This is a genomic window from Pseudomonas sp. Marseille-Q7302, assembly GCF_965111925.1.
In genome coordinates this window covers 3,476,910-3,490,145 of record NZ_CBCOPK010000001.1, presented here as the reverse complement: position 1 = coordinate 3,490,145, position 13,236 = coordinate 3,476,910, and the positions used below count along the sequence as shown (strand labels likewise).

The following is a 13,236-nucleotide window of genomic DNA, read 5'->3' as shown; positions in this document are numbered from 1 at the left end:
GAGGCGCCTTGCCTTGCTGATGGTGGACCTATGCGTGCATACCTGGCGATGATGGTGACGGCGGTGGCTCTTTCGCTGGTCGGTTGCGACAACGACGCGCCACCAAAGACCGCTAAGGCCCCAGCCGCGCCGGCTGCCGCTCCTGCACCCGCACCTGCCGCGCCACCCGTGGCAAGTGCGGCGCAAGGCAGTGCGGCGGACCTGCGTGCCTTGCGTCTGGACCCCTTGCCAGCCAAGGCCTTCGTGCTACCCGCGCCGCCACTGAAAAAGCGGGACCTGGCCAAGAACAGTCAACTCAAGAAACCTGCCGCGCCCAAGGCGCCACCGGCCGCAGCCCATCCTCTCGACCTCAGCATGCCGGGTGAAGTCGAGGCGCCCCAGGCGCTGACGTCACGCCGCGTCGCGCCCAAGAAGGCCGAGAACACCGTTGCCGAAGCCAACTTGCTGCCACAGCTGTTTCGCGGCAAGGATGACCCTGGCCGTTTCGAGCTGGGCGGGCGGGTCATCAGCCGGGATCGCAGCGACGATTTCGAAGGGGCCGAGGTCGAGTTGCGCTTTCGACGCTAACCCGCTGCAGCTGGCTTGCCATTGTTGAACACCCGTCCGGAACTTAGTCGCCTGGATGCTTGCCGACAGTTCAGGTGGCGGACACGTCGTCTGCCTGGATTAGGGAGCGTTCCATGCCCAGTGCGACAGGCAAGATTCGTTATGCGGTAGTAGGCGGTGGTTGGATTTCCCAGGGCGCCTTCATGCCCGGGGTTGGTCAGACAGATAATTCCGAGATGACCGCCCTGGTCACCGGCGATCCCATCAAGGCGCGGGATCTGGCCGCCAAGTACGGCCTCAAGAGCTATGCCTACGAAGAGTTTCCAGCCCTGCTGGCGTCGGGTGAGATTGATGCGATCTACCTGGCCACGCCCAATTTTCGCCATCTGGAGTTCGCGGTGCCGGCGCTGGATGCCGGTATCCACGTCCTGCTGGAAAAGCCCATGGCGATCAGCGAGGAAGAATGCCAGGCGATCAACGCGGCAGCGGAGCGCTCCGGAGCCAAGCTGATGATCGCCTATCGACTGCATTGCGAGCCGGGCACGGTGGAGATGATCGAGCGGGTGCGCAAGGGCGAGATCGGCGATCCGCGCCTGTTCACCGCGACCTTCACCCAGCCGGTCGATACGGCCAATCACCGGGCGCAGAGTGGCTTCTGGGCCGGCCCGGTCACCGACATGGGGCCCTATCCGCTCAATGCCGTGCGGGCGCTCTTTGGGGACGAGCCCATCGAAGTCAGTGCGGTGGGGGTGCAAACACCAGGGCGCGACGTCACGACCTGGGATGCCGTGGCCGTGACCCTGCGCTTCCCCGAGGAGCGGCTGGCGAGTTTTACCGTCAGCTTCAGTGGGCCTAATACCGAGCGTTTCCAGCTGGTGGGCCGCAAAGGTGAGATCGAGGCCTCGCCGTGCTTTGGTTTCGGTGAAGGCGTCGCGATTGGCTATCGCCTGACCGTGGATGGCGAAACCCAGGAGCACAAGGCACCGGTGGTGGATCATTTCGGCGGCGAGACGGCCTACTTCTCCGATTGCATCCTGCAGGATCGCCAGCCAGAAATGGACGGGGAGGAGGGCTGGCGCGACGTCCGCGTGCTGGCGGCCATCGAGCGCGCCCTGGAAAGCGGTCAGCCGCAGCGCCTGGAGCCGCTGCCCAAGCGCCAGGGACCTACCGCTGAGCAGGTACGCAGCCTGCCGCTGGCGCAGGTGCCGGAGTACGTCAACACCAAGGCGCCACTGGAGTCCTGACGAAGCAAGGCCCTGCGGCACGCTGATGCGGCAGGGCCTTGTCCGGGAGCCAGGGTTGCCTTCAGCGGTCCTGGGCCTCCTTGGCATCCATCTCGGCATTGCGCTGCCGAATCTTGTTTTTCTGTTCGTCGGTCAGGGGCACCTTGCGCGCCGTGTCCTTGAGCATGAGCAGGCTGCCGACCACCGAGCCGACGGCGACTAGCAGGATCAACCAGGCATACCAGGGCATCTGTCTTCTCCTTGAGTGGCTGTAAAGCTTCGACCACAGGAGAGCTTATCAGTGCGCCCGGCAAGCCGCGCCCGTGCGTCTGAGCCAGGCGGCATAACCCAGGTCGTAGAGCCAGTTGAACGCCAGGGTATAGGGCAGGAAGAACAGGATCAGTCCCAGGTCCAGCAGCAGGGCCTGCCACAGGCTGATGGACAGCCACCAGGCGGCCAGCGGCACCAGCACCACGATCAGTCCGCCCTCGAAGCCCAGGGCATGCAGCAGGCGCACACCCAGCCCACGGGTGAAGCCCAGGCGTTGCTGCAGTCGATCGAAGCCCAGGTTGAAGACCAGGTTCCAGATCATGGCGATGGCGGAAAAGGCAGCGGTAAGCAGGCCCATGTGCCCGAGGGAGCGATCCAGCAGCCAGGCCAGGGTCGGGGTGGCGAGCAGCACGGCGATCCCTTCGAAGAGCAAGGCGTGCAGCACGCGGGCACTGGCAGGGCGCTGGGTGAGCTGGATGGACATGGGGATACTCCGCGATGGACAGGCCTTCAGTCTCATCGGCTAAGCTAGGGGGATCAAAGTGGTCTCCATAGGCGGAGCCGATATGTATCCCAATGCCGAGGCCCTGGAGGCCTTCGTCGAAGCTGCTGCCTCGGGCTCTTTCAGCGCGGCCGGACGCGTCCTGGGCAAGCGCCAGTCCAGCATCAGCGAGAGCATTGCCCGGCTGGAAGATGAATTGGGAGTGGTGCTGTTCGACCGGCAGGGCCGTTATCCCCTGCTTACGGCGGCGGGTGAGCAGCTCCTCGATCAGGCGCGCGCCGTGCTTTCCGCCCACGACCGCCTGGCCAATCGCGCCACCCAGCTCGCGGCCGGCGTGGAGCCACGCCTGACGCTGGTGATTTCCGATACCTACCAGCCCACCCGCTATGAGGCGCTCCTGGCCGAGCTGGACCAGCGTTATCCGGATCTCGAATTCGAATGCCTGATCGCCGAGGACGCCGATGTGCTCAACCTGGTGCAGGGGCGGGCGGACCTGGGCCTGCTGGCGGGTCAGCCGCCGTACCCGGCGGATATCGAGGCGGCGACCCTGGATGGCCTGGTGACCTTTGGCCTGTACGTGGCTGCCGATCACCCGCTGGCGGAGCTGCCGCGGGTCACCACGGCCGACCTCGCGCCCTATCGCCTGTTGCGCCTGAGCACCGTGACCGAATCCTCCCAGCAGGTCTGCCGTCTGCCGGACACCCGGGGGCGCTGCTGGTCGGCGCCGGACTACCTGCTGCTGCTGGACATGGCGGTGCAAGGCTTCGGCTGGGCCGAGCTGCCGCTCTGGTTGGTGAAGACCTTTGGCCAGGACCGCCTGGTGGAACTGGCCGTGCCAGGCTGGCCGCAGCGGGTGGTGGTGGATGTGGTCTGGTCACGGCGACGAGCACTGGGGCCGGCGGGCAACTGGCTGCGCGAGCGGTTGCTCAGGCCCAGTTGACTGACCAAGGCCACGTCGGGCAGCTGCCAAGTGCCCGCGCGGCGCTTTTCTGCGAAAATGCCGGCCTTTGCCGTTTTGCCGAGAGCCCCCATGTCCGCCTGCCAGTCTCCCATCATCGTCGCCCTGGATTTCCCCTCGTCGTCCGCCGCCCTGGCGCTGGCCGACCGGCTCGACCCCGCCACCTGCCGGGTCAAGGTTGGCAAGGAGCTGTTCACCGCCAGCGCCGCCGGTGTGGTGGAGGCCTTGCGCACGCGCGGTTTCGAGGTGTTTCTCGACCTGAAATTCCACGACATTCCCAACACCACCGCCATGGCGGTCAAGGCTGCCGCGGAGATGGGCGTCTGGATGGTCAACGTCCACTGCTCGGGTGGCCTGCGCATGATGACCGCCTGTCGCGAGACCCTGGAGGCCTTCAGCGGACCCAAGCCGCTGCTGATCGGTGTCACCGTGCTGACCAGCATGGAGCGTGAGGACCTGGCCGACATCGGTCTGGACGTGGATCCCCAGGAACAGGTCCTGCGCCTGGCCGGCCTCGCCGCCCGCGCGGGAATGGACGGCCTGGTCTGTTCGGCCCAGGAGGCCTCGGCGCTCAAGGCCGCGCAACCGGCGCTGCAACTGGTCACCCCTGGTATTCGCCCGGCCGGCAGCGCCCTGGACGATCAGCGCCGCATCCTTACCCCGCGCGAGGCGCTGGATGCCGGCTCCGACTACCTGGTGATCGGCCGTCCCATCGCCCGGGCGGCCGATCCGGCACGCGCCGTGGAAGAGATCCTCGCCACCCTGAAATAAGCGTTAAATCTCCCGGGCGCGGCTACCGGCAAAAGGTGCTGCTATTCTCGTTCTGCAGGCCGACGCCTTCCCGCGTCGGCGCAAGGCGAGAGACCTCAGGGCATGCACGATAGGTTGAACGCCTGTCTCAAGGCGGTAGACGGCGTTTTGTTGGGCAAGGAAACCCAGGTCAGGCTGGCATTGGCCTGCCTGCTGGCGCGCGGGCACCTGCTGATCGAGGACCTGCCCGGCATGGGCAAGACCACCCTCAGCCATGCCCTGGCCAAGGTGCTGGGGCTGTCCTTCCAGCGTATCCAGTTCACCTCGGACCTCTTGCCCGGCGATATCCTCGGCACCTCGGTGTTCGATCGCGACAGCGGTCAGTTCGTCTTCCATCCCGGTCCGGTGTTCGCCGAGCTGCTGCTGGCCGACGAGATCAACCGGGCCACGCCCAAGAGCCAGAGCGCACTGCTCGAAGCCATGGAGGAGGGGCAGGTGACCATCGAGGGCGCCACTCGGCCCTTGCCCGAGCCCTTCTTCGTCATCGCTACCCAGAACCCGGTTTCCCAGGGCGGCACCTTCGCCCTGCCGGAATCCCAACTCGACCGCTTCCTGATGCGGCTGTCGCTCGGTTATCCCGGCCGCGCCGCGGAACGCGCCCTGCTGCTCGGCGGTTCCGGGCGCGAGCAGCTGCCGCGCCTGGAGCCACTGCTGGATCATGCCCAGCTGCGGCTGATCCAGACCGAGGTGCCGCGCATCCATGCCAGCGAGGCGGTGGTGGACTATGTGCTACGCCTGGTGGAGGCCACCCGCACCCAGACCTCCTTCGCGCTCGGCCTGTCACCCCGCGGCAGCCTGGCCTTGCTGGCCGCAGCCCGAGCCTGGGCCTTGCTGGCGGGCCGTGACCACGTGCTGCCCGAGGATGTCCAGACGGTGCTGCCGGCGGTGGCCGGGCATCGCCTGCGCGATATCGCCGATCCCGCCGGGCATGGCGGCGGCGCCCTGGTGCAGTGGCTGCTGCGCGAAGTCCCGGCGCTGTGACCGGCGGCGCCTGGCAGCGCTATCGAGACGGTTGGCTGGCCCGACGGATTCCGCCGGCCAATCGCATCACCCTCGATCAGCGACGCATCTTCATTCTGCCTACCCGCCAGGGTGGCGCCTTCGCCATTGCCCTGCTGCTGATGCTGCTGGCTGGCATCAATTACCAGAACAGCCTGGCCTATGGCCTGACCTTCCTGCTGTTTTCCCTGGCGCTAGTGGCCATGTTGCATACCTATCGCAACCTGGCCGGCTTGCAACTGGCCGGTGGCGGGGCCGGCCCGGTGTTCGCCGGGGAGGCGGCCGGGTTTCGCCTGCGCCTGGAAAGCGACCGTCGGACACACCAGGGCATCGGCCTGGGCTGGCATGGCGAGCCCCTGATCCTCAGCGATGTGCCCGCCGGGGAGAGCGTCGCCCTGCAGGTGTTCCATCCGGCGCCGACGCGCGGCTGGCTCAGGCCCGCGCGGCTGCGGGTGGAGAGCCGTTTCCCGCTCGGCCTGTTCGTCGCCTGGAGCTGGCTCGACCTGGACGTGCGCGCCCTGGTCTATCCGCAGCCCTTGGCAACCGCGGCGCCGCTGCGCAGTGGCCAGGATGCCGGTAGCGAGGAAGGCCAGCGCCAGACGGGGCAGGGCGCCGACGACTTCCAGGGGCTGCGGCCCTATCAGCCCGGCGATTCACGGCGGCGGCTGGACTGGAAGGCCTTTTCTCGCGGGCAGGGGCTGCTGGTGAAAGACTTCACCGCCCTGGCTGGCAGCGAACTCTGGCTGGATTTCACCGTACTCGATGGCGATACCGAGACGCGGCTATCCTGGCTGTGCCAGGCGGTGCTGGACTGCAGTAGCCGTCAGCTGCGCTTCGGCCTGCGCCTGCCCGGCGTGGAGCTGAGTCCGGCCACCGGTGAGCCTCACCGCGATGCCGCCCTGCAGGCCCTGGCCCTGTTCGGGCGGCCGGCATGAGCACCGCCGTGCCGCAACCCATCCCGCGCATCGCCCTGGTCTGGCTGCTGGTGGCCCAGGTCCTGGTGATCCTGCCGCATCTCACCCATCTGCCGCCCTGGGTCGGGTTGCTCTGGGCCTTTTGCGCCGGCTGGCGGGTGCTGCTGTTCCGCATGAAGGTTCGCGCGCCCACCCGTCTGGAAAAGGGCGGCCTGCTGCTGCTGACCATGGGCGGTATCTGGCTGTCGCGCGGATCCTTCATCGGTCTGGACGCGGGTGCCGTCCTGCTGCTGGTGACCTTCGCCCTCAAGCTGATCGAGATGCACAGCCGTCGCGATGCCCTGGTGGTCATCTACCTGGGCTTCTTCGCCGTGGTGATCGCCTACCTGTTCGAAGACGGCCTGCTCGCCGCGCTCTACAGCCTGCTGCCGGTGACCGCCCTGGTGGCGGCGCTGATCGGCCTGCAGCAGAGTGCCCTGGCCAGCCGTCCGCTGGCGACCCTCAAGGTCGCGGGCACGCTGTTGCTCCAGGCGGTACCCCTGATGCTGCTGCTGTTCCTGGTGTTTCCCCGTATTGGTCCGCTGTGGTCACTGCCGCAACCGGGCGACCAGGCGCGCACTGGGCTGGGCGACAGCATGGCGCCTGGCGAGATCGCCCAACTGTCGCAGTCCGCCGAGCGGGTGTTCAGGGTGAGCTTCGACGGCGAGCGGCCGGCCCAGCGTGACCTCTACTGGCGCGCCACCACCTATGAACGCTTCGATGGCACGCGCTGGTCGGTCGACCCGGACACGGCCTGGAGTCCGGAACCGGCCTGGACGCCCGTCGGACCCCGACTGGACTATCAGGTGGTGATGGAGCCGAGCGGCCGGCCCTGGCTCTATGGCCTGGACGTGGCGCGCAGCGATCAGCGCGACGTACGCCTGGCTAGCGATTTCCATCTGCAGCGCCGCCGTCCGGTGGACCAGGCGCTGCTCTATCGCGCGAGCAGCTGGCCCCAGGCCCGCCGTGAGCCGGACCGGCTCTCAGCCTCCAGCCAGCGCCGGGCCCTGCAGGTGCCCAGCGGGGGCGAGCCGCGCACCCGAGCCTGGGTGGCCCAGCTCAAGGCGCGCGAGCCGACGCCCGAGGCCCTGGCCCAGGCGATCCTGGCCCATTTTCGCCAGCAGCCCTTCGTCTATACCCTGCAACCACCCACGGCGAGCGTTGATGCCATCGATGCCTTCCTCTTCGACAATCGTCGCGGCTTCTGCGCCCACTATGCCGGCGCCATGACCTTCGCCTTGCGGGTTGCCGGCATTCCGGCGCGAGTGGTGGCCGGCTATCAGGGCGGTGAATTCAACACCGCGGGCGGCTATCTGCTGGTGCAGCAATTCGATGCCCACGCCTGGGTGGAATACTGGCTACCGGAGCGCGGCTGGATCAGTGTCGATCCCACCGCCCAGGTGGCGCCCGAGCGGATCGAACGCGGCCTGCAGGAAGCCCTGGCGGCCCAGGGCGCGGCCAACGAATTTCTCGCCGACGATCCCTTCGCCGCCAATCGCTACCGCGACCTGGCCTGGCTCAACGGCCTGCGGCTCGGCTGGGATCGCATCAACTACGGCTGGCAGCGCTGGGTGCTCAACTACCAGGAAGATACCCAGGGCGAGTTGTTCAAGCGCCTGCTCGGTGAGGGTTCACTGCAACGCCTGGGGCTGCTGTTGGCACTGCTGGTGCTGGGCGTACTCGGGGTGATGGCGCTCCTGGTGCTCAAGCCCTGGCAGCGGACGCGGGATCCGCTGCTGGCGCGCTTCGGCCAGTTCGAGCGCCTACTGGCGCGCCAGGGGGTGAGGCGGCGCAGTGGTGAACCGGCCGGCTCCTTCGCCGGTCGGGCGATGACGGAGCTGCCGGCGGCCCGAGGGGGGATTGCGGCTTTTTCCCAGGAATTCCAGGCGCAACGCTATGCCAACCGGCCGAGCGATCCGGTCGCGCTGGCGAAAGCCCTGAAGCAGCTGAAGCGTCAGCTGCGTGGCCGTCAGGCGCGCAGTGACTGAGGTGCGGGGAGGGCGTCAGGCTCTTGCAGCGCGAAGGCCACCAGGCAAACGACGGCCGCCAGGATCAATGGTTGCGGATGGGGGTTGCCCAGAGCCTGGGCGATGCAGCCCAGGCCAAGCAAGAGCAGAACGGCGGAAGTGAGGGTAGTGACCGAGCGCATGACGGTTCTCCGAAAACGTGCGGGCATCTTGCCGCCTGTCGGGCAACCGTGCGAATGCGCTCTCGCTATGGAGGCTATAGGCGCAACTGGCGGATTGCCTGATTCAGGGTTCCTGCGAGGGCGGCCAATTCCGTGCTGGTGCTGGCCGACTCCTGCGTCAGCAGCATGGTCCTTTCCGTGACATCACGGATGCCTACAACCGACCTGCTCATCTCTTCCGCCACCTGGGCTTGCTGTTCCGCGGCAACGGCGATCTGGGTGTTGCTGTCGCGCATCAGGGTCACGGCGGCGGTGATGTCGGCCAGGGCCTGCCCAGCGGCGCCGGCCTGGACCACGCAGTCGTCGGCCTTGAGCGAACTCTCGCGCATGAATTCCACGGCATCGCGGGTACCAGCCTGAAGGCCGTCGACCATGCGGGTGATCTCGTCGGTGGAACCCTGGACGCGCTTGGCCAGGTTGCGCACCTCGTCGGCCACCACGGCGAAGCCACGGCCGGCCTCGCCGGCACGGGCCGCTTCGATGGCGGCGTTGAGCGCCAGCAGGTTGGTCTGCTCGGCGATACCGTGAATGACATTGACCACGCTGGTGATGCGTTCGCTGTTCTCGGCCAGCTCCTGGATCATCACCGCGGTCTGCTGCACGCCCTGGGAGAGGCCGGCGATGGAATGGCTGACGCGATCCACCGCCTGCTGACCCGCCCCGGCCAGGCGATCGGCTTCCTGGGACTGGTCGCGAGTACCGGCGGCGTGTTCGGCGATCTGCTGCACGGTGGCGCTCATCTCGTTGATGGCAGTGGCGGCCTGATCGGTCTCGTGCTGTTGATCCTGCATGCCGCCGCGGACGCCCTGCATGCCGCTGGCCAGGCGCCCGGCGCCTTCGTCCAGGCGCGAGGCGCTGGCAGCCACGGTACCGACGACGCGGGTGTAGCTGTCCTGCATGGCGTTGAAGGCCTGGGTCATCTGCCCGACCTCGTCACGCCCGCGCACCTCGACCCGTGCGGTGAGATCGCCATTGCGCTCCACCAGCAGCATGGTGTCCTTGAGGCGCTGCAGATTGCCGAGGATGAAGCGGATCAAGAGCTGCGAGGCCACCAGCAGCACCAGCATCAGCACGCCCACGGCCAAGGCGTATTCCGGGGCGCGGACGAGGAAGACTTCACCGAAGGTCGGGGCGCTCAGGTGGGCGGCCGCGTCACCCACGGCGGTCTTGACCGCCTTGAGCTGTTCAGCGCGACCGGAGACTTCCAGCTGCATGGCGAACAGCACCAGCAGCAGGCTGGTGACGAAGGCGACGGCATTGACCGCCCAGAACTTGTACTTGAGGGAGATATCACGCAGCCAGGCAAACATAGGGGGCATCCAGTCGGCGGGGCCGCACAGCCTGGCAGGCTGGCACGACCCGGATCTTGACTGGCGTCAACGTCCTGCCAGAGGAAGGCGACGCCGTGGAACAAGCCCTGAGTTTAACGGCCCGCGCAGCCCCGACTTTAGCGCAGCGGCACCCCGTACCTATCTGAACTCCTCATCCCGCTCTGGCACGATGATCTCCGGCAGCTCGAAGAAGGCCCGGGCGGTAGCGGTGGTGTGCAGGGCAGTCTGTTCAGGTGTTTCCTGGCGTAGACGGGCCACGGTGCGCAGGATTTCCGGCAGGAAAGCCGGTTCGTTGTGGCCATGGCGCGGCTTGGGTCTGAGGGTGCGTGGCAACAGGTAGGGCGCATCGGTTTCCAGCATCAGTCGGCCGACCGGGATCTGTCCGACCAGCTCGTGCAGGTGCAGGCCGCGGCGTTCGTCGCAGATCCAGCCGGTGATACCCAGGTGCAGGTCGAGATCCAGGTAGCCGTAGAGCGCCTTGCGTTCGCCGGTGAAGCAGTGGACCACCGCCGCCGGCAGGTGGTCGCGATAGTCGCGCAGGATGGCCAGCATTCGCTCGCTGGCGTCGCGCTCGTGGAGAAACACGGGCCGGCGCAATTCGGCGGCCAGCGCCAGCTGTTCCTCGAAGCAGCGCTCTTGTTGTGGTCGCGGGGTGAAATCGCGATTGAAGTCCAACCCGCATTCGCCCAGGGCACGCACCTTGGGCTGGCTGGCCAGATCGCGCAGGGTCTTGGCGGCGCTGGCGTTCCAGGTCGAGGCTTCATGGGGATGGACGCCTGCAGTGCTGAACAGGGCTTCGCCCGCGTCCAGGCGCAGGCAGAGGTTGAGGGCGTTCTCGCTGTCCTCCAGCGTGGTGCCGGTGAGCACCAGCTGCATCACCCCGGCGGCCTGGGCTCGCTCGATCACCGCATCCACCTCCTTGAGCAGACTGGGATGGGTGAGGTTGACGCCGATGTCGATCAATTGCATGGTGCGGGCCTTCTACAGACTTTGTTTCTTCATTCTATCCGTAGTCCGGGTGCTATCGGCGCTGTCCCGGCCAGGTCAGGAGTCCTGGATGCCGTTTCGATTCACCCTTGCCATCCTCGGCTGCCTGCTCGCCTGCTCCGTCCAGGCCCGGTTGGGCGCCTTGCCACCGGAAGCGCCGCGCCATGTCGCGGCGCGCGACCTGGCCACCATCGAGCGCGCCGGGGAATTGCGCGTCCTGGTCAACCAGAGCCGGCACAGCTCCGGCGAATGGAACGGCCAGGCGCTGGGCGTCGAGTATCGGCGGCTGGAGGCCTTCGCTCGTTATTTGCAGCACCAGCCTGGTGGCCGGCCGCTACGGCTGGTCTTCGTCCCCAAGGCCAAGGACGATCTGCTGCCAGCGCTGCAAAGAGGCGAGGGCGATCTGGTGGCGCCGGGCGAAACCCTGCTGCCACCACCGCATTCGGCGCTGATCGCCGCGTCGGTGGCAGCACCCACCAGCCTGGTGGTGGTAAGTGGGCGTGGCCAGCGTCTGCCACGCCATCTGGAACAGCTGGCGGGCCGTCGAATCGTCCTGCCCCAGGGCAGTGCCGCCGGGCCGGCCCTGGCGCGGCTCAACGCCCAGCTGGAAAAGCGTAGGCTGCGGCCGGTACAGGTCGAGTGGGCCGATCCGACCCTGGCGGTGGAAGATGTCCTGGAGCTGACCCAGGCCGGCATCTATCCGCTCACCGTCGTCGAGTCCGGCCTGGCTCATCGTTGGGCGCGGGTGCTGTCCCGACTGCGGGTGGCCGACCGCCTGGCGGTGGCGCATGACCAGGCCCAGCTCTGGTATCTACGCGCCCCGGCGCACCAGCTCGCCGAACGGGTCCGGTCCTTCGCCCGGCAACCCGTGGCGCTGGACGACGACAAGGCCTTTCGCCAGGCCTATGCACGCCGCTACCAGGTACGCGATCCGCTGCAGGCCCATGACCGCAAGCGGCTGGCCAAGGTCCGGCCATTGCTGCAACGCTATGCCAAGGCCTACGACTTCGACTGGCTGACCCTGGCCGCCATGGCCTACAAGGAATCCGGCCTGGATCCCCACGCCCGCGGCGCCGGACGCGCCGCCGGACTGCTGCAGATCACCCCACGGGCGGCGCGCAGTGTCGGGGTGCGCAGCCTTCATTCCGCCGAGGACAACGTCAAGGCCGCCACCCGCTATCTGGCACGCCTGCGCCGGGAATTCTTCTCCAGTCCCAGGCTGACCGAGCGCGAGCGCCGTGCCTTTACCCTGGCGGCCTACAACCTGGGGCCGGAGCGCGTCCAGGCACTGCGTGCCAAGGCGCGCAAGCAGGGGCTGGATGGTGATCGCTGGTTCTTCCAGGTCGAACGCATCGCCGCCGAGGAGGTGGGCATCGGGGTGGTCAACTATGTTGCCAGCGTCAACAAGTACCGGGTGGCTTTCAGTCGCGAACGGGCGCGTCTCGAGGCGCCGGCCGTGGCGGTGGCGAGCCCTGAAGAGACTGGGCATAAGGACGGTTGAGACCCGCTTGACAGGGCAGCCGAGGCCTCCCTAGGATGATCCTGCGCCGATTTAAACAGCAACTTGCGGGGCGCTCCCAAATACCGCTAAAGCGCTGGACGGAACAGGCCTCGTACTACCGCCCAGCTGGATCTACGAGGCGGAATTTCGTCCATGCTTCCTCTCCCGCTACGCCTTACCCCGCTCACCCAGGGCAGGCTCGCCTGTCATCCCACCATCCTGCTCGGCGGTCCCGACCAGCCTACGCTGCTGCGCTATCTCGAAGGCTGGCCCAAGCGCTGGCCCCATAGCCGCACCCTGCAGATTCGCTTCGCCAACCAGGCCGAGCAGTTGCGTCTCTTCGGCGATGACAGCTTCGACTTCGCCGTGGTGCAGTCACCGGGCCAGGCCGGTCTCGAACCCCTGGTGCGGGAACTGACCCGGGTAGCGCGGCAGGGCGTGATTACCCGACGCCGTTGAGTCGTCAGTCGTCGGGGTAGGTGATCTCGACGATATACCAGCGCTGGTCACCGGCTGGCGTCTCCAGCCGGACTTCCGCGTCCAGCGCCTTGCCCACCAGCGCCCGCGCCAAGGGCGAGTCGATGCTGATGAGGTTCTGCCTGAGGTCCAGTTCGTCCGGGCCGACGATGCGGTAGCGCTTTTCGGCGCCGTCGTCGTCTTCCAGGGTGACCCAGGCGCCGAAATAGACCTTGGTCGGGTCGGCAGGGCGGTCGCGAATCACCTTGAGATTCTCCAGGCGCTTGCGCAAAAAGCGCACCCGGCTGTCGATCTCGCGCAGCATCTTCTTGCCGTAGATGTACTCGGCGTTTTCCGAACGGTCGCCCAGCGCGGCCGCCTCGCTCACCGCCTGGGTGACCTGGGGCCTGCGCACGTTCCACAACTCGTGGAGTTCGGCGCGCAGGCGTGCCTCGCCAGCGGCGGTGATCAGGGGCGTGCCGGCGGTGCGCGGCGGACGGTAACGACTCATG

Annotated in this window: 15 protein-coding genes; 9 read left to right on the top strand and 6 right to left on the bottom strand. The window is 67.4% G+C overall.

Annotated features, from left to right (window positions below):
* The first annotated feature begins 30 nt into the window (after positions 1 to 30).
* Complete coding sequence (locus ACWPW1_RS16290) at positions 31 to 567, top strand: hypothetical protein (protein WP_454253425.1); 537 nt, start codon at positions 31 to 33, stop codon at positions 565 to 567.
* Positions 568 to 680: 113 nt separating this feature from the next.
* The gene (locus ACWPW1_RS16285) at positions 681 to 1,790 is read left to right on the top strand and encodes a Gfo/Idh/MocA family protein (RefSeq protein WP_454253424.1); all 1,110 of its coding nucleotides are present in this window, start codon (positions 681 to 683) and stop codon (positions 1,788 to 1,790) included.
* Between the two features lie 61 nt (positions 1,791 to 1,851).
* Here ACWPW1_RS16285 and ACWPW1_RS16280 read toward each other — a convergent pair whose 3' ends face one another.
* Positions 1,852 to 2,019, bottom strand: a complete 168-nt coding sequence (locus tag ACWPW1_RS16280; RefSeq protein ID WP_454253423.1) for a DUF2897 family protein — start codon at positions 2,017 to 2,019, stop codon at positions 1,852 to 1,854.
* A 48-nt stretch (positions 2,020 to 2,067) separates the two neighbouring features.
* Positions 2,068 to 2,523 (bottom strand): multidrug/biocide efflux PACE transporter, encoded by a 456-nt coding sequence (locus ACWPW1_RS16275; protein ID WP_454253422.1) that lies wholly within the window; start codon positions 2,521 to 2,523, stop codon positions 2,068 to 2,070.
* A gap of 82 nt (positions 2,524 to 2,605) precedes the next feature.
* On the opposite strand from ACWPW1_RS16275, the gene ACWPW1_RS16270 reads away from it, so the two are divergent.
* The 5 genes from ACWPW1_RS16270 to ACWPW1_RS16250 all read left to right on the top strand — a co-directional run bounded on the left by ACWPW1_RS16270 (position 2,606) and on the right by ACWPW1_RS16250 (position 8,249).
* A complete protein-coding gene (locus tag ACWPW1_RS16270) occupies positions 2,606 to 3,481 on the top strand; it encodes a LysR family transcriptional regulator (RefSeq protein ID WP_454253421.1) in 876 nt (291 codons plus the stop codon).
* A 90-nt stretch (positions 3,482 to 3,571) separates the two neighbouring features.
* Positions 3,572 to 4,270 carry an orotidine-5'-phosphate decarboxylase gene (pyrF, locus tag ACWPW1_RS16265; RefSeq protein WP_059315719.1) on the top strand — a complete coding sequence of 233 codons (699 nt, stop codon included), beginning with the start codon at positions 3,572 to 3,574 and terminating at the stop codon, positions 4,268 to 4,270.
* A gap of 102 nt (positions 4,271 to 4,372) precedes the next feature.
* Positions 4,373 to 5,290, top strand: coding sequence for an AAA family ATPase (locus ACWPW1_RS16260; RefSeq protein ID WP_059315718.1), 918 nt, complete (start codon positions 4,373 to 4,375; stop codon positions 5,288 to 5,290).
* Complete coding sequence (locus ACWPW1_RS16255; RefSeq protein WP_454253420.1) at positions 5,260 to 6,243, top strand: DUF58 domain-containing protein; 984 nt, start codon at positions 5,260 to 5,262, stop codon at positions 6,241 to 6,243. Before ACWPW1_RS16260 ends, ACWPW1_RS16255 begins: the two co-directional genes overlap by 31 nt.
* A complete protein-coding gene (locus ACWPW1_RS16250) occupies positions 6,240 to 8,249 on the top strand; it encodes a transglutaminase TgpA family protein (protein WP_454253419.1) in 2,010 nt (669 codons plus the stop codon). The genes ACWPW1_RS16255 and ACWPW1_RS16250 overlap by 4 nt, the downstream gene beginning before the upstream one ends.
* On the opposite strand, the gene ACWPW1_RS16245 is transcribed toward ACWPW1_RS16250, so the two are convergent.
* From ACWPW1_RS16245 to ACWPW1_RS16235, 3 genes are all read right to left on the bottom strand, one after another.
* Positions 8,231 to 8,410, bottom strand: coding sequence for a hypothetical protein (locus tag ACWPW1_RS16245; RefSeq protein WP_059315715.1), 180 nt, complete (start codon positions 8,408 to 8,410; stop codon positions 8,231 to 8,233). The genes ACWPW1_RS16250 and ACWPW1_RS16245 overlap by 19 nt on opposite strands.
* A 74-nt stretch (positions 8,411 to 8,484) precedes the next feature.
* A complete protein-coding gene (locus ACWPW1_RS16240) occupies positions 8,485 to 9,759 on the bottom strand; it encodes a methyl-accepting chemotaxis protein (protein WP_434774676.1) in 1,275 nt (424 codons plus the stop codon).
* A 159-nt stretch (positions 9,760 to 9,918) separates the two neighbouring features.
* A complete protein-coding gene (locus tag ACWPW1_RS16235; protein ID WP_271655596.1) occupies positions 9,919 to 10,749 on the bottom strand; it encodes a TatD family hydrolase in 831 nt (276 codons plus the stop codon).
* An 88-nt stretch (positions 10,750 to 10,837) separates the two neighbouring features.
* Here ACWPW1_RS16235 and ACWPW1_RS16230 point away from each other — a divergent pair, with 88 nt between their 5' ends.
* A complete protein-coding gene (locus tag ACWPW1_RS16230) occupies positions 10,838 to 12,268 on the top strand; it encodes a transglycosylase SLT domain-containing protein (protein WP_454253418.1) in 1,431 nt (476 codons plus the stop codon).
* A gap of 153 nt (positions 12,269 to 12,421) precedes the next feature.
* Positions 12,422 to 12,727: a hypothetical protein gene (locus tag ACWPW1_RS16225; RefSeq protein ID WP_059315711.1), complete on the top strand. Its 306-nt coding sequence runs from the start codon at positions 12,422 to 12,424 to the stop codon at positions 12,725 to 12,727.
* Positions 12,728 to 12,731: 4 nt separating this feature from the next.
* Here ACWPW1_RS16225 and greB read toward each other — a convergent pair whose 3' ends face one another.
* On the bottom strand, positions 12,732 to 13,235 hold the full coding sequence (gene greB, locus ACWPW1_RS16220; protein ID WP_313648240.1) for a transcription elongation factor GreB: 504 nt from the start codon (positions 13,233 to 13,235) through the stop codon (positions 12,732 to 12,734).
* Position 13,236 lies beyond the last annotated feature (1 nt).